Source organism: Bacillus cereus group sp. MG4 (assembly GCF_040460055.1).
GTDB lineage: Bacteria > Bacillota > Bacilli > Bacillales > Bacillaceae_G > Bacillus_A > Bacillus_A wiedmannii.
The window spans coordinates 4,735,126-4,751,598 of the sequence record NZ_JARVGZ010000001.1 but is presented as its reverse complement, the minus strand read 5'-3'; the positions used below and the strand labels follow the sequence as shown (position 1 = coordinate 4,751,598).

Sequence of the window (16,473 nt, the reverse complement as noted above, 5' to 3'; positions counted from 1 at the left end):
TGGACTTTTTATTTTTAATTAGAACGCTCCTCCAGCCAATTTCCAACCGTCGGATATGTTTGTTTTACCGCTGTTCCACCGTAAACGATCGACATATGTCCCGTTGGTAAACATACATATTGTTTATCTGTGCTAGAAATATGGTCTAGCAAAGCTTCTACTTGGCATGGCAGGGCGATATGATCACGTTTCGCAGAAATATTTAAGACATTCGCCTTAATATTTGCAAGGTCTACCTTTTGTCCACGAATAACGAGTTCACCTTTCACTAATTTATTATTTTGATAAAAATCACGAATCCATTGTCTATACGATTCACCTGGGAATGGAATACCGTCACCAACCCACTTTTGAACTAATTTCCAGCTTTCGACGAAGCGCTCATTTTCTGAACGATCAAGTAAAGCGACATATGGACCTACAAAGTTTGTAATTGGTTTTAACATCTTATTTCCGAAATCAATCATTTCTGGCGGAATATTTCCGAATGTATCAACCGCTTTATCTAAATTGAAGTATTTCTCATCTAATAAAGGACCGTATAATCCTGTTTCAGAGAAATCAAAAGGACTTGTCATAAAGATTAAGTTGCGAATTGGCATGTGTGGATGAAGTGCTGCATAAATAGAAGTTAGCGTTCCACCCATGCAATAACCAAGTAAAGAAATCTCGTCCGAATTCGCAGTTCTCATTACTTTCTTCACTGCTTTTGCAATATAATCAAACACGAAATCATCAAATTTCAAATGACTATCTTCTAAACCAAATGTGCCCCAATCAAGCATATACACATCAAAACCACGATCTACTAAATATTCCACTAAACTATTTCCTGGAGTTAAATCCATAATATACGGTTTATTAATAAGCGCGTATATTAATAGGATTGGAACTCTCTGTGTTTTTTCTTGTTTTGGAATGTAACGATACAGCTTCGTTTTATTCTTCGTCCAAATAACTTCTTTCGTTGTTAAACCAACTTGTGGTTCTGGTTCGCGTAATAAAACTTCGCTCGCTCTTTTCACACGGCGATATGCTTTACGATATTCTTCTGGGTACAACTCCAATTGCTTTTCCCATTCCGTTACGAATGTAGTCATTTTTCTATCTCCTTTTCGGTCGATTTATTTCTAAAAAAAGAAGTGCATTCCTGCTATGGATATGCACTTTTTTCTTACTTCATTACATGTATAATCCGCCGTTAATGTTTAATTGCTGACCTGTGATATATGCACCGTCACGGCATAGGTATACTACACCTTTTGCAATTTCATCAGCTTGACCAAAACGTTTTTTCGGGATTTTCGCAACAATTTTTTGACGTACTTCTTCTGGTACTTCTGCTACCATTTCAGTATCAATAAATCCTGGGCAAATTGCGTTTACAGTTACATTTGTTTTTGCAAGCTCTAATGCTAATGATTTTGTAAATCCTAACATACCTGCTTTTGCTGCAGAGTAGTTTGTTTGTCCAAATCCACCAGCTTGGCCAATAATAGAAGAAATACTAATGATTCTTCCTTCTTCTGCTTCCGATATGTATGGAAGTACCGCGCTTGTTGTATTAAATACACTGCTCAAGTTCACGTCAATTACGCGCTCCCAATCTTCACGATTTAATTTTTTGAATGTACGATCTCTTGTAATACCAGCATTATTAACAAGAATATCAACTTTACCAAAATGATTCACAGCTTCTTCTACAAGTCTGTTTGCATCTTCTACTTTCGAAACATCCGCTTGAACTGCATAAACGTCATGTCCTTCTTTTCCTAATTCATTTACTAAGTTTTCAGCTGCTTCTTTACTGCTGTTATAGTTAATAACTACTTTTGCTCCCTCTTGTGCTAATGCTACTGTAATTGCTTTTCCAATTCCTTTTGCCCCACCTGTTACGATTGCTACTTTGCCATTTAATTGAACCATTTCTTTTCCCCCTTAAATGAATTTGTGAACGATTGTTATGAATCATTTTGGTACTCATATTACTAGAGTCCATATATTAATTATGTTTCGTTGTTTATACATGAAAAAGAGATTCTCCCTTTCCCTTTTACACGTTATAAACAAACGCTATTATCATTTTTTATTTTCCGGCTTATTCGCAGGTTTTATTTCTTCTTTTGCAGGTACTTGTAGTTTCGCTAGTACTGCATTTTGCTTTTCTAGTAACTCTAAAATTTGATCAACTTTCGTTTCTAGCGTGCGAATATCTTGTTTTACTTTCGTAACATCACGCTTTAATGTAGGAGCTTGTCCTAATGAATCCACTTTCTCTTCTAGAATTTCCTCAATGTTATCAACTTTATTTTCTAAATTGATAACAAGCGTAGCTACTCTAGCGATATCCTCTCTCGTCGGCACATTCACCTGTTCTAAATAATTTTTTGTCGTATCATTTAATGCTTTTTGATAAAACAAATTTAAATCTAGAACGCTGCCCATCCAAGCAGAATATTCTTCTGTTTTAATTGTTTCATTGAGCGCTTTTCCCCAAAATGTTTCGGTTTGTTCATAAGCATTTTTCCATGCTTGCAATGGATCGAATTTTTGATCAATCACTTCGCCTACACTCCCTTTTTCGTTTTTGAAACAATTCAACCTATTCACTATTTTCTAATATTCTGAATAAAACTTCAAGTCTATATTTTATTTTTCTTTATTTTCCAATAAATGTGTTGACATTAAAAACAGATAGGTGTAAATTGCACTTATAAGCAAAAAAATTCCATCTAACTGATTCATGAGGTGATGCACAATCATGCTACATAATGAACCAGAACACCCAGAAAGTTTTGAAAAAAACCAAGCGAAACAACCAAACTCCATGCCAAAAAACTTCTTAGTTCCTTTCTTACTTCTCTGTCTAAAAGACTGGAGTCTTCATGGTTACAAACTCATTCAAATGCTAATGGACATCGGCTTTTCTTCTGTTGACCAAGGTAATGTGTATAGAACACTACGCAAATTAGAAAAAGAAAACCTTATTTCTTCTACTTGGGATACAAGCGAAGGCGGGCCAGCGAAACGAATTTATTCTTTAACAGAATATGGAGAGCAATATTTAACAACATGTGCAACTTCTTTTGAACATTATCAAAATATGTTGCGGACGTTTTTTACGTTATACACCAATGCATTCTTTCCGTTTTCTACTTCTCCAGAAAAGGATGAAAAGGATTCTTCATCTTCACCTGGTGGTACAGCAGAGTAATCTGCGTTCACAATATGCAAAAAAACATTTGGAGGTCAAACAATGGAAACTAAGCCATACGAATTAGTCGATGCATTTTGGAAAAACTGGTCTCAATCTCTTTCCCTCTTCTCTTCAGCGGGGAAACAATTAGAGCAACTTACTTTAGAAACGTTAAAACAACAACAAGACGCTTTGCATAAATTAACATCAGGAGTAGATGAACTAGAAAAAGAACTACAACAATTCACTGCTCAGTTCAATAACCAATATACAGATTACGTGAAGCAATTAACTGGAAACTCCTTAAATGATCAAATTAACGAGTGGCAAGGGAAATGGAATGAACTTTCTAATCAAATGCACCAACTGACTGTTTCTCCTACGAAAACATCTTTGTCTATTCTTACTCAAACTAGCGGTCAATTTGAAGAAACAACAAAACAATTTATTGAACAACAACAATTACAACGTGAAGAGGTTCAAAAACAGTTAGAAGTTTTTTTGGGAGAGTTCAAGTCCAAACAACTAGAACTCGCAAAGCAGTTCGAGGAAAACTCAAAAAATTTATTTACTTCCATCAAGTAAGAAAAATGTGGGAGCTAACTGCAGCACAAACAAAACTCTTTCTTCCTCCTACTACATCAAGATGGCTAGCATTTTTCGATATGGAAAAGAAGGAGGCCAAAATGAATCCATTTCAAGAAGCACAAACTGTTCCGGAGCTTCATTATGATGAGATTCAAGTCGGTGATCAAGCATCCCTTACAAAAACTATTACGGATGAGGACGTTATTAATTTTGCAAAATTAACTGGAGATGTGAATCCTATTCATATTTTAGATTCTTTTGCAAAAACGACAATGTTTAAAGAACGTATTGCTCATGGCATGCTCGTTTCCAGTTTCATTTCGACGATTCTTGGAACGAAACTCCCTGGCAAAAACACGATTTATTTATCTCAAAACGTTTCATTCCGTGCTCCTGTCAAAATCGGTGATACACTTCGCGTTGTGGCAGAAGTCATTAAAAAACGAGACGATAAAAAAATCATTACGTTGCAAACAAACATATATAATCAATCCGGGGATATTGTCGTGGAAGGTACAGCGACAATACTGAAAAAAGAGTAGCAAATTTGCTACTCTTTTTTCTATCCAATAACTTCTAATCACACCGATTACTTCCGTGTATGAGTACGTCGTTTCCACATAAAATAACGTTACCAGTTTAGATAAGTATTTAGCTGAACTGGACTACTTATAAGGATGTGTATCAACATGGTAAAAACAAACAAATTACTAGTTCCAGGTGCAGAACAAGCACTTGAACAATTTAAATATGAAATCGCACAAGAATTCGGTGTTAGCTTAGGTTCTAATACAGCATCTCGTTCAAACGGTTCAGTTGGCGGTGAAGTAACGAAACGACTAGTCGCTTTAGCTCAACAACAATTACGTGGATAATACAATAACCTATGGCTTAGAGGCAGATATTCTCTGCCTCTTTCTATTTTTAACATACATAATCGTGCTTTTTCACATACTAGTAAGAGCAAACTGAAAGGAACGATATGTGACATGAAACGGATTAATATTAGCATGAGTCCTCCCCGTGTTCTTACTTTGTCTTTTATTACGTTATCAATTATCGGTACATGCTTATTAAAACTACCAATTGCTACAACAACTTCTATTTCATGGATCGACGCTTTATTTACAACAGTTTCTGCTTGTACTGTTACTGGGCTTGGTGTTGTAGACACCGGAAAAGTATTTACTTTGTTTGGACAGTGTGTCATTTTAACGCTTATACAAGTAGGGGGACTTGGCATTATGAGCTTTGCCGTTTTAATTGCAATTATGCTCGGCAGAAAAATTGGTCTTCAAAACCGAATTTTACTGCAACAAGCGTTAAACCAAACGAACATTGGTGGCGTCATTCGTCTTGCCAAAGCATTATTTTTATTCTCTTTTACAGTCGAATGTATCGCTACTTTGATTCTTTCTTCTGAATGGGTACCAAAATACGGGATTGCTAAAGGGATCTATTATAGCTTTTTTCATTCGATCTCTGCTTTTAACAATGCTGGTTTTTCTGTGTGGAGCGATAATTTAATGTCCCATTCTCATAGCATTCTTGTCAATCTCGTTATCTCCTCCCTCATTATTTTAGGTGGGATTGGTTTTACAGTAATCGTGGATATAAAAAGAAAGAAAAATTTTAAAAACCTTACATTACACTCAAAACTTATGCTCTCTTCTACTCTAATCGTCAATATTATTGCGACTGTTTTTATTTTTATATTCGAGTTCCACAATTCCCTTTCTATGAGAGGATTTACCCCATTTGAAGAAGGAATGGCCGCTTATTTCCAGGCGATTTCAACTCGTACTGCCGGGTTTAATACAGTTGATATTTCTGCATTATCAAAGCCTTCCCTACTATTAATGATGCTCCTTATGTTTATTGGCGCTGGAAGTGCTTCAACCGGTGGTGGAATTAAGTTAACAACATTTTTAATCATGTTTTTTGGGGTATTTAAATTTTTACAAGAACAAGATGATATTGTCGTGTTTAAAAAATCTATTAAAGATACTCTCATTGTCAAAGCATTAACCATCACTATTATTTCCTTTTCATTTATCTTTTTTGCTATTTTAATTTTAAGTATTACTGAGCGAGTTCCTCTATTGATGAGTGCTTTCGAAGTATTTTCAGCATTTGGGACTGTCGGTCTCAGTATGAATTTCACACCACACTTAACTATGATCGGAAAAGCTATTATCATCTTTATGATGTTTTTTGGGAAAATGGGACCTTTAACATTGGCTTTTTCATTTGCACGTAAAAAGAACCGAAAAATAAAATATCCGAATGAAGATATTTTAACAGGTTGACAACCGTATACATTATCCATATAATGAGAGTACAATAGCATATCTCCAAAGGGGAGTAGCGTCCAAGAATATTTCTTGGAAACAAAGTCGTCATTACGTAGAACTTAGTTCTTCCGGCTTTGTTGGCATTTTCATTACATATGTCTAGCAAGACCTTTGCCTATTAACGGCAGAGGTCTTTTTTGTATTAATTTCCAAATTCTTCCAAAGTTAATAGGCAGGAGTATGGGGAAACTAAATAGTGGGGAAATTCTTCACTTATTTAGTACTTATAGAAATGAGAGGAGAATGTACATGGATGTATCATTATTATTGGAGTATGGTTGGGTATTACTCATCCTAATTGCACTAGAGGGGATTTTAGCGGCTGATAACGCTCTCGTTCTTGCAATTATGGTAAAACATTTACCAGAAGAAAAACGAAAGAAGGCACTATTTTACGGATTAGCGGGGGCATTTGTTTTCCGTTTCGGATCGTTATTTATGATTTCGTTCCTAGTCGACGTATGGCAAGTGCAAGCAATCGGTGCCATTTACCTTATGTTTATCGCTGGTAATCACTTATTTAAAACGTATGTTAAAAAGAATACGGATGAAGAAACAGAAGAAAAAGAAGCAAAGAAAAAACAAGAGAACTTTTGGTGGACTGTATTTAAAGTTGAGGTTGCTGATATCGCCTTCGCAGTTGATTCAATTTTAGCTGCAGTTGCATTAGCAATGACTTTACCAAAAACAGGGTTAGGTACAATTGGTAGTCTTGATACTGGGCAATTCGTTGTTATCTTTGTAGGTGGACTTATCGGGTTAATCATTATGAGATTTGCAGCAACTGCTTTCGTACAAATCTTAAAACGTAAACCAGGACTTGAAACTGCAGCATTCTTAATTGTAGGTTGGGTTGGTGTGAAACTAGCAGTTTATACATTAGCACACCCTGCATTAAATGTAATTCCGCATTCATTCCCAGAATCTACACTATGGAAGCTTACATTCTGGATTGTATTAGTCGGAATCGCAGTTAGCGGTTGGTTCTTCTCGAAAGAAGTAGAAGTAAAAGTAGAAAAGAATTTAGACGAAAAAGCGCTGTAATTACAGCGCTTTTTCTTTTTCCCTTCCCCCCTCAATGTCCAGAAAAAATTCTATTATACTACCATTTGTAAGCGTTTTCTAAATGTATGTATGTCCTTTTTGTGAAGCATTGCACAAACTTATTGAAACTGAGAACAATTCCATGTACTTTATTCATATAAGGAGTATTTATAGATGATGTACTAAAGGAGCATATTACTCATGCTAGAGCAAGGAATAGATTATGTTGTCAAACTGGCTAAGAGCAAAAAACAAATGCTAGATACAAACCCGATGCAATATTTCATTCGTGCCGCACTTGCGGGTATTTATATCGGTTTTATTATTGTACTATGTTTTAAATTAGGTAACTTTTTTCACATTGCAGATTCACCGGCAACTTATTTAGCTGCTTCTATGTTTTTCGGAATTGCCCTCGTACTTATTATATATGGCGGTGCTGAATTGTTTACTGGAAACACAATGTACTTCACTGTAGCAACTTTAAGAAAAGAAACAACGATTTCTGATACACTTCGTAACTGGGTCGCTTGTTATGCAGGGAATTTAGCTGGAGCTTTATTCTTTGCCTTACTATTTTATGCAACTGGAATTTTCGAAGCAATTGATCACGGCCATTTCATGAATAAAGTAGTAGAAGGAAAAATGAATACACCTACAATACAATTATTCTTTAAAGCAATTTTATGTAACTGGCTTGTATGTCTTGCGTGTTTCTTACCTTCTCAAGTGAAAGGTGATACAGCAAAAATTATGATGATGATGCTACTCGTTTTCACATTCTTCTTATCCGGTTACGAGCATAGCATTGCAAACTTATCACTGTTTGCTCTATCTTTAGTTTCACCGCATCCGGAGACAATTTCTTTTGCAGGTGCTATTCATAACTTAATTCCAGTTACAATCGGTAACATTATTGGCGGGTCCGTCTTTGTCGGCATGGTATACCATTACTTAACAAAGAAAGTACCTGACGTGAAACAAGAAGAAACTGAATTAGTAGCGGCTCAACAAGAAGAAATCATTCCGTTACAAGCACATATGAAACATTAAAAACTCCAAAGTTTTACTTTGGAGTTTTTAGCTCCCCACATATTTAACAACAAGGTGCGGATTAATTTCGCCTTCTTCCTTTCCCTTATTAATTCTCTGTTTCATCTTGTGCATACCGATGACATCATTCGTATGAAGGTGAATTTCATTTACATATAAACCCTCTTTACAAAAAGCCTCTACAAAATCTAATCCATTTCTTTTCCCACATCCCATATTAAAATCAAGGGAAAGAATATTCACATCATAATCCCGAACCATTTGCAAGGCACATTCTACTGTAGTGGCGGGCACATACCCGTACGGACAACTTCTTTGATCATCCATATATACATTCATGTTCTATCCTCTCTCTATTTTGTATACGTGGACAACATGTAACATATTGCCCCAAGGCTGATAAAAGGACCGAACGGAATTTGGCTCCTCATTTTCATACGTTTTAATACTATACCAACTCCAAAGAAACAAAGACTAAAGCAAGATGCTAAAAATAAAATCATAAAAATCCCTTTCAGTCCTACTATAAATCCAAGTAACGAAAGTAATTTTATATCTCCTCCACCAAGCCCTTCTGGATATATCTTTTGCATGCAATATAACAAAATGAATATAACGCCACTACCAACTATACTATCTGTCCAAGTCACTAACGGCACAAAAACACATTCTAAAATGAGTAAACAGGCAAACCAAACTAAAATACGATTGGGGATTAACATATATATGTAATCTGTAACTGAAATAATAAGAAGTAGCGAAAAAAGCGATAAAATGATGATAAGCTCTCGTTCCACCCCAATCATATATACAGTAAGAAGAAATATCATTCCTGTTACAAGTTCAAATACTACGTACAAAATTGAAATTTTCCTCTTACAATTCGTACAACGTCCTCCTTGTATACAAAAAGAAATGATTGGAATCAATTCTTTTGGCTTTAGCACATACTTACAATAATGACAATGTGAACGCGGGGTAATGATAGACTCACCTAGCGGCACTCTCATCGCAATTAACATAAAAAAAGAACCAAACACCATCCCCACTAACAATGCATATAAATAAGTGAACATCCCTTCCTCTCCTTTCCAGAAGAACATAGCAAAAAAAGGAGAGAACTTCTACTTCATATTATTTCTATTCTATTAAAAAAGCAGGCCATTTTCTGGCCTGCTTTCCCCTCTTTTATACGATGAAATATACTGCTTTTAATGGTCCGTGTACTCCGACAACAAGATTCATTTCAATATCTGCCGAGTTACTAGGTCCTGTAATAAAGTTAATACAAGATGCTACTGCCTCGCCATTTTCTACACGTGTGTTCATATCCTGAACTGCTTGTGTAATACGAGGCACAAGTGTTTCACGTGGAATAATAGCAAAGTATACAGTCGGTAAAAAGTGTAAAGAACGACCTTGGCCTTTATGACTTTGTACAACAATCGTACCAGATTCAGCTAAAGTATAATCACTAAATGCGATTCCAATATTCGCTCTTTCTGCGATACGCATATTCTCTTCTTTTTTCTCAGGATCCCATACATTCACTTCAACATTTTGCTTTGGAAGCTCTTCTTTAAATAAAGAAGTCAATCCATAAGAATCAAAACGTTCGTCTGCCGATAACATAATAGGTCCCCCGCCGTTTTCCACGATTACTTTTTGAATATCTTCACGTAAACGGTCGTTTGTCGTTTCCACTACAGTTGTATGAATGTTTGTACATTGATTTTTAAATACTTCTAACAATTCTTCTTTTGAATAATCTTTTAGCGTTTCTACATTCACATTACTTTTCCATGCTGGACGCTTTACGCCTTCCGTTTTCCGCTCACGTCCAAGTTCTTTTGCAATATTATCTAGAAAGGACTCACGGTTTTGAATTAATCCTGTCATTATTTGTCCCCGCCTTTCTTATGATCTTTATACCAATCACGGAATCGTTCTTTACTTGGAGCCGGGAATTCACGAATATCTGTCCAGTTTTTAAGTGGCCCAACACCTTTTGATACACGGTTGCCCGATGTAAATGGACTCATTGCTGCTGGCGCCATTTTTGATCCCATTTTATATAAAGCTGCTGAAGATGCACCCATACTAAACATTTTCATTGCTAATTTTTCTGCAAGTGGTGCACGTCCTTCTTGCTCAACAATTACTTGACGATGTTTTAATAATAAATCATGCAATGGTATTTTTACTGGACAAGCTTCTGTACACGCTCCGCATAAACTAGAGGCATATGGAAGCTCTTTGTAATCATCGTATCCACCTAAAAGTGGTGTTAATACCGCACCGATTGGTCCTGAGTATATAGAACCATACGAATGTCCACCAACGTGACGATATACAGGACATACGTTAACACAAGCAGCACAACGAATACATTGCAATACTGAGCGGAATTCAGACCCAAGAATTTGAGAGCGGCCATTATCAACAACAACTAAGTGGAATTCTTCTGGTCCATCTACTTCCTCTTCTTGGATTGGTCCCGCTACAGTTACATAACTTGTTAATTTTTGCCCTACTGCACTACGACATAGTAAACCAACTAAAACATCTAATTCTTCCATTGTCGGAACCATACGTTCCATACCCATTACTGCAATTTGAGTTTTCGGAATCGACATAACAAGATCGGCATTACCTTCGTTCGTTACTAAACAAAGAGAGCCAGTATTTGCAACTGCAAAGTTACAACCTGTCACACCAATTTCTGCATCCATAAATTTCTCACGAAGTTGTTTACGAACAAACTTTGTCATTTCATATGGATCATCAGAATTTTCATAGCCAAGCTTTTCTTTAAATACATCACGAATTTGCGTTCTGTTTTTATGAAGTGCGGGCGCAATAATATGTGAAGGTGGATCGTTATCTACTTGCAAGATATACTCTCCTAAGTCACTTTCTAACACTTCACAACCAATCTCTTCAAGGGCATGATTCATACTAATTTCTTCAGTTACCATTGATTTTGATTTTACAACTTTCTTCGCTTGTTTCTTTTTTGCAACGTCTTGAATATACTTTGCTGCTTCCTCTTTCGTTTTTGCAAAGTACACATGTCCGCCTCTTTTTGATACATTTTCACTTAACTGCATTAAGTAATAATCAAGATTTTCTAACGTATGTTGGCGAATTTGTTCACCTAGTTCACGCCACTCTTCCCAGTTTCCTAATTCTTCCGCTGCTTTTAAGCGATTCGTATATAAGCGCGTTTGCGCAGAAGATACTGCTCCGCGCATAAAAGAATCTTGAATTCCATCGCCAACGCGATCATTAAATTTTTTCTCACTGATTTTCATAGACATAGCTTATGTTCCCCCTTCATGAGCGACTATTTAGTACCTCAGCAATATGCATTACTTTTATTTCTTTTCCTAAACGCTCAATACGTCCGCCAATGTTTAACAAACACCCACAATCTGCACCGATTAAATAATCAGCACCTGTTTCCATTGCACTATCTACCTTCTCATCTACCATTTGCTCAGAAATTGGAGTCATCTTCACTGAAAACGTTCCCCCAAACCCACAACAATTTTGTTCGTTTGGCAGTTCTCTCACAATTAATCCTTTTACGTTTGATAATAAAATTCCTGGTGCCTCTTTTACTCCAAGCAGGCGTGTCATATGACAAGATTTATGAATAGTAGCTATCCCTGGTAAGCTTGCACCAACATCTGTCACTTTTAAAACATCTACAATAAATTGTGTAAATTCATATGTTTTATCAGCAACCTTTTGTGCACGTTTAGCCCACTTCGGATCATCTTTAAAAACATGCGGATACTCATGAAACATTGTCGCACAAGAACCAGATGGTGTAACGATATATTCTGCATCTTCGAAAGTTTCAATCATATGTTTCATCGCTTCTTTTGCTGCTTCTACATGGCCGCTATTATAAGCAGGCTGACCACAACAAACTTGTGCTTCTGGAAATTCAATTTCACAACCTAAACGCTCCAACACTTCAACTGTTGCTTTGCCGACGTTTGTTTCAAACATATCGACTAAACAAGTAACAAATAAAGTAACTTTCATAATTATTACTCCCCCTTTTTACAACTCCACCAACAAACGTATGGTCATCAGATGACTAAGAAAAGAAGAAGTAGGCTCAACCATGGCCTATCCTCTCCCTCTTCTAAAGAAAACGCTTACTTAATCTTTCTCTATTTTATCAAAAAATTTGATTTTTAAAAGATTAAATTACGAATTTATATCGTTTTACCTGTGACAATATGTTCTACATTTGTTAAATGATCTAGCATTGCTTGCTGCGCTAATTCTACATCTTGCTTTAACACTGCATCATATATAACTTGATGCTCTTCTATAAGTCGTTCTGATGTTGTTTGTTCACCATATAAAATAATGCGTCTTGATTCACCAATCGTTTCAGCAATCATCTCTGAAACGTGATTCATGAGTTCAATCAAAATGTTGTTATGCGAAGACTCCGCAATTCCCATATGGAACTGAAAATCTGCTTTTTCGCCAGCCTTTTCATCTCCAATGCTCTTTGCCATTTCATCTAACCAATGCTTCATATTTTGCAAATTATCTTCCGTACGTTTTGCCGCAGCTGCTCGAACTGCCCCCACTTCAAGCACCTTTCGTACTTCTAATAAGTTTAAAATATCTTCTTTCTTCATTAATAATTTATTGTTTAATGATTTTGTTAATGAAGAAGAATCGAAATTCTTCACATATGTACCTTCTCCTTGTTTCATCTCAATTAAGCCCATTGCTCTTAGCGCACTTAGCGCTTCACGAACAGCAGATCTACCAACTTGAAACTGCTCAGCTAATTGATGTACAGGAAGTAGTTTGTCACCAGGTTTTAACGTACCATTTTTAATCATTGTTAAAATAGCTTCAGATACTTCTTCGTAAATCTTTTTCGGTTTAATAGATTTGTACTCCAGTTAAATCACCTCAGTATCTTCCAAACAACAATTGAAACGATTTATAAGAACTTTGCATCATAACTATTTTAGAACGAATTGGTAAGAAGTACAAATGTTTTGTTCATAAAATCGTCAAATTTTTAATATTTATTTGATATTAATTTATATTTATTCCTCTATTCATTGCACTCATGAAGAAAAACATGTCCTTCACGTTAGAACATGCTTTCTTCAACTTGTATTTTCAATTTAAAACTAACCGTCGTTCCATGCCCTTTTTCACTTTCAATTCGCCACTGTCCATCATGTATATGAACAATTTGTCTGACAATGGCAAGGCCTAAACCTGTTCCCCCATGTTGACGACTTCTCGCTTTATCAACGCGGTAAAAACGTTCACCAAGATTTTCTAAATGTTCTGTTTCAATACCGATTCCTGTATCTTTTATGTTTAATTCACAGTAATCATCTATCTGCCTGAGTGTTATCACAATATCCCCATTTTGATTTGTATACCGTATCGCATTATCTAACACGTTATGAAGCACTTGTTGCATGCGATCCTCATCAATCATTACAATGATTTCTGGATTTAAATTTGTTGAAATACGAATTTTCTTTTCTATAAACTTAATCTCATACGTATCTAACACATCTTCAATCAGTTGTGAAAAAACGATAGGTTGTTTCTTTAACGGAAAATGTTCACCTTCTAATTGTGCTAAATCTAATAAATCATGAACGAGACGCTGCATACGACCCGCTTCTTTATGAATGAGCTGTGTTACTTTTTCCTGCTGTGGTCCCTTCGCTACACCATCTAAAATAGCTTCACTATATCCTTTTATATAACTAAGCGGTGTTCTTAGTTCATGCGAAACGTTAGCTAAAAATTCCTTACGCTTTACGTCTTCTGTCTCTAAAGAATTTGCCATTTTATTAAATGCTTTTCCTAATCGTCCAATTTCATCTTCGGAAGAAATTGTAATCCGTTCTGAGAAATCTCCCGTAGCCAAATGATTGGCAACTCGTTCCATTTGCGAAAGCGGTCTCGTAATAGCAATAATAATCTTTCTACCAATCCATATTGTCAATAAAGTCATAGCAAGTGCTAACGGTGCTAAAATAAGGCCCATATCATATATTAAGTCTTTTATACTTTTTAAAGGAATATAAGAATATACAATACCAACTAATTTTTTATTTTCTAAAACAGGAATGACAACCCCCATAATATTACGGTCAAAATGTTCCTCATACCCTATCTTTGTCACAGTTCTCCCATCTAATAATGCTTGCCTGTCCCCTTCACTTATAAGGGAATGATGATGCACATCAAAAGGTAAACATGCGCTTAAATCACGCGGGTTAGATACGAAAAGAACGTCTGAACTAGATATTTGATCAAATGCTCTTACTTTCTCTTCAAAAGCCGCTATTCCTTCACGCTTATCATATTGCGCAGCAAGACGCTTCCCTTCCATTACTAATGAATCTTTTAAATTATCAACGTATAGTTTTTCATACGAGTATAAAGATACAAAATAAAGAAAGGAAACTGTTACACATACTGCACATACTACTGTAAGCCAAAGCTTCTGTACCATCGTAAACATACGTTACACCTCAAATTTATAGCCTACACCCCATACCGTTTGAATGTAGTTTCCACTTTCTCCAAGCTTCAAACGCATCGTTTTTACGTGCGTATCTACTGTTCTTGTACTTCCGGCATAATCATATCCCCATACCTTTTCCAGCAACTGTTCCCGGCTAAATACTTGTCCCGTATGTTGGCAAAGAAAATAGAGTAAATCAAACTCTTTTACTGTAAGAGAAATCGGCTCACCATCAGCCTCAATCTTCCTACTTTTTTCATTAATAAGTATCGGTCCAAACTGAATCTCTTCTTGTTGCTCTTGCTTTGTATAACGTCTTAGCACAGCTTCCATACGAGCAATTAGTTCTCCAGGACTAAAAGGCTTTACAATATAATCATCTGCTCCCATACGCAAGCCGTTCACCCTATTCCACTCTTCACCTTTTGCTGTTAAAAATATAATTGGTACATCCGACGTTTTTCTAATTTCTTTACAAACTGAAAGTCCATCCATCTCTGGCATCATAATATCTAATACAACGAAATCATAATGATCAGTCTCTAATTTTTTTAGAGCCTCTTTTCCATTTTCAGCTTCTCCCCACTCGTATCCGAAATTATCTAAGTACATTCCAACAAGCTGCCTCATATCACTTTCATCATCTACAACTAGCACCCTATATTTACTCATTGTCCTTCCCTTCCCTCTCTATGAGTTGAAACGGCCCTTTTCCGACTTTAATTGTTTGTTTTATTTTCAAGCTCTTCATATCCATGACACACACTTCATCACTATCATAGCTTGCTACGTATCCTTCTGCTCCGCTCTTCAAAAATGCAAATGGATTCGATCCTACTTCTACAGAAGCCACCTCTTTATACGTACTAACATCAAACTTTCTAAGCGTATTCGAACCGTGACTTAATGCATATACATTCTTATTATCCTTCGTTATATTCACAGGCATAAACGGAGCATGTAAAGAACGTACCATTTCTCCGCTCTGCAATGAATACACTAATACTTTTTCATTGACTTGATTTCCATCACCATGTCCGCCAATCCATATTTCTTTCCCATCCGGGCTAATTGTCGCTCCCGTTGATGCTGGGGGAATCATAAAGGATTGTATCACTTCTTTTTTCTTTGTATCAATGGTCGTTAGCTTCGTATCATAAAAGTTTAATACAGATAACTGGTTATCGTGCTCTACCATCGTAATTGGTCCTTTTCCTGTTGATACACTCCCTGTCTCTTTCCCTTTTATCGTAAAGAACCTTACCTTTTGGGCAGTTTGATCGGCAGCAAATAATTGTTTTTTATCCTCGGATACAATCACATTTACAATGCCTTTTCCCGTTTTATATTTGTCCACTTGCCTTCCTTCTGCTAGTGAATATACATACATGTACTCTAACTGCTTGCCATATACAAGTATGTCCTCACCGTTTGGAAGTAGTGCAACTCCTGCCATTGGTTCATTAAGTTCCCATGTCGTAATTAACTTTTTAGTTTTTTCATCAACAAAACTAATACTACCTTCTTTTATATTCGTTGTTATAATAACACTTTTATCTTTAGCAATCGGTGTATATGAACTTCCTTGACACCCTACTAATAGAAATAAAAAACAGAGAAGAAAAACATACTTTCTCAAAAGATTCCCTCCATCTTCGGATGATTTCGTTATAATTGTAAAATAACAAATAAAT

18 protein-coding genes, 1 pseudogene and 1 riboswitch are annotated in these 16,473 nt (G+C 36.0%); of the genes and pseudogenes, 7 read left to right on the top strand and 12 right to left on the bottom strand.

Annotated features, from left to right (window positions below):
- Positions 1–14: 14 nt before the first annotated feature.
- The 3 genes from phaC to phaR all read right to left on the bottom strand — a co-directional run bounded on the left by phaC (position 15) and on the right by phaR (position 2,562).
- The gene (phaC, locus tag QCI41_RS24970; protein WP_353836395.1) at positions 15–1,100 is read right to left on the bottom strand and encodes a class III poly(R)-hydroxyalkanoic acid synthase subunit PhaC; all 1,086 of its coding nucleotides are present in this window, start codon (positions 1,098–1,100) and stop codon (positions 15–17) included.
- An 82-nt stretch (positions 1,101–1,182) separates the two neighbouring features.
- Entirely contained in the window at positions 1,183–1,926 is a 744-nt protein-coding gene (locus tag QCI41_RS24965) for an acetoacetyl-CoA reductase (protein WP_000250411.1), read from the bottom strand.
- Positions 1,927–2,079: 153 nt separating this feature from the next.
- Positions 2,080–2,562 (bottom strand): polyhydroxyalkanoic acid synthase subunit PhaR, encoded by a 483-nt coding sequence (gene phaR / locus QCI41_RS24960; protein WP_353836396.1) that lies wholly within the window; start codon positions 2,560–2,562, stop codon positions 2,080–2,082.
- 199 nt (positions 2,563–2,761) lie between these two features.
- Between phaR and phaQ the strand changes: the two genes are divergently transcribed.
- From phaQ to QCI41_RS24925, 7 genes are all read left to right on the top strand, one after another.
- Complete coding sequence (gene phaQ, locus QCI41_RS24955; RefSeq protein WP_353836397.1) at positions 2,762–3,214, top strand: poly-beta-hydroxybutyrate-responsive repressor; 453 nt, start codon at positions 2,762–2,764, stop codon at positions 3,212–3,214.
- 42 nt (positions 3,215–3,256) lie between these two features.
- Positions 3,257–3,781 carry a polyhydroxyalkanoic acid inclusion protein PhaP gene (gene phaP, locus QCI41_RS24950; protein ID WP_000448583.1) on the top strand — a complete coding sequence of 175 codons (525 nt, stop codon included), beginning with the start codon at positions 3,257–3,259 and terminating at the stop codon, positions 3,779–3,781.
- A gap of 101 nt (positions 3,782–3,882) precedes the next feature.
- Positions 3,883–4,326 (top strand): MaoC family dehydratase, encoded by a 444-nt coding sequence (locus tag QCI41_RS24945; protein ID WP_353836398.1) that lies wholly within the window; start codon positions 3,883–3,885, stop codon positions 4,324–4,326.
- Positions 4,327–4,473: 147 nt separating this feature from the next.
- Positions 4,474–4,659, top strand: a complete 186-nt coding sequence (locus QCI41_RS24940) for an alpha/beta-type small acid-soluble spore protein (protein ID WP_000241212.1) — start codon at positions 4,474–4,476, stop codon at positions 4,657–4,659.
- 114 nt (positions 4,660–4,773) lie between these two features.
- Positions 4,774–6,093, top strand: a complete 1,320-nt coding sequence (locus tag QCI41_RS24935) for a TrkH family potassium uptake protein (RefSeq protein ID WP_353836399.1) — start codon at positions 4,774–4,776, stop codon at positions 6,091–6,093.
- A gap of 38 nt (positions 6,094–6,131) precedes the next feature.
- A riboswitch (yybP-ykoY riboswitch) is annotated at positions 6,132–6,297 on the top strand.
- A gap of 90 nt (positions 6,298–6,387) precedes the next feature.
- The gene (locus tag QCI41_RS24930) at positions 6,388–7,182 is read left to right on the top strand and encodes a TerC family protein (protein ID WP_353836400.1); all 795 of its coding nucleotides are present in this window, start codon (positions 6,388–6,390) and stop codon (positions 7,180–7,182) included.
- A 201-nt stretch (positions 7,183–7,383) separates the two neighbouring features.
- Positions 7,384–8,235 (top strand): formate/nitrite transporter family protein, encoded by an 852-nt coding sequence (locus tag QCI41_RS24925; protein ID WP_000893016.1) that lies wholly within the window; start codon positions 7,384–7,386, stop codon positions 8,233–8,235.
- 27 nt (positions 8,236–8,262) lie between these two features.
- Here the strand turns inward: QCI41_RS24925 and QCI41_RS24920 are convergent, their stop codons facing one another.
- The 9 genes and pseudogenes from QCI41_RS24920 to QCI41_RS24880 form a co-directional block, all read right to left on the bottom strand.
- Positions 8,263–8,574, bottom strand: a complete 312-nt coding sequence (locus QCI41_RS24920) for a cyclic-phosphate processing receiver domain-containing protein (RefSeq protein WP_001103786.1) — start codon at positions 8,572–8,574, stop codon at positions 8,263–8,265.
- Positions 8,575–8,588: 14 nt separating this feature from the next.
- Entirely contained in the window at positions 8,589–9,311 is a 723-nt protein-coding gene (locus QCI41_RS24915; RefSeq protein ID WP_353836401.1) for a prepilin peptidase, read from the bottom strand.
- Positions 9,312–9,423: 112 nt separating this feature from the next.
- Positions 9,424–10,134: a LutC/YkgG family protein gene (locus QCI41_RS24910; RefSeq protein ID WP_000147203.1), complete on the bottom strand. Its 711-nt coding sequence runs from the start codon at positions 10,132–10,134 to the stop codon at positions 9,424–9,426.
- The gene (locus QCI41_RS24905; protein WP_000061936.1) at positions 10,134–11,555 is read right to left on the bottom strand and encodes a LutB/LldF family L-lactate oxidation iron-sulfur protein; all 1,422 of its coding nucleotides are present in this window, start codon (positions 11,553–11,555) and stop codon (positions 10,134–10,136) included. Before QCI41_RS24905 ends, QCI41_RS24910 begins: the two co-directional genes overlap by 1 nt.
- 16 nt (positions 11,556–11,571) lie before the next feature.
- Complete coding sequence (locus tag QCI41_RS24900) at positions 11,572–12,291, bottom strand: (Fe-S)-binding protein (protein ID WP_353836402.1); 720 nt, start codon at positions 12,289–12,291, stop codon at positions 11,572–11,574.
- Between the two features lie 168 nt (positions 12,292–12,459).
- Positions 12,460–13,115, bottom strand: a pseudogene (locus QCI41_RS24895) (FadR/GntR family transcriptional regulator).
- Between the two features lie 260 nt (positions 13,116–13,375).
- Positions 13,376–14,776, bottom strand: coding sequence for a sensor histidine kinase (locus QCI41_RS24890; RefSeq protein ID WP_353836403.1), 1,401 nt, complete (start codon positions 14,774–14,776; stop codon positions 13,376–13,378).
- A gap of 3 nt (positions 14,777–14,779) precedes the next feature.
- Positions 14,780–15,451: a response regulator transcription factor gene (locus QCI41_RS24885; RefSeq protein WP_000049878.1), complete on the bottom strand. Its 672-nt coding sequence runs from the start codon at positions 15,449–15,451 to the stop codon at positions 14,780–14,782.
- On the bottom strand, positions 15,444–16,418 hold the full coding sequence (locus QCI41_RS24880) for a YncE family protein (RefSeq protein WP_001234162.1): 975 nt from the start codon (positions 16,416–16,418) through the stop codon (positions 15,444–15,446). The genes QCI41_RS24885 and QCI41_RS24880 overlap by 8 nt, the downstream gene beginning before the upstream one ends.
- Positions 16,419–16,473: the final 55 nt, after the last annotated feature.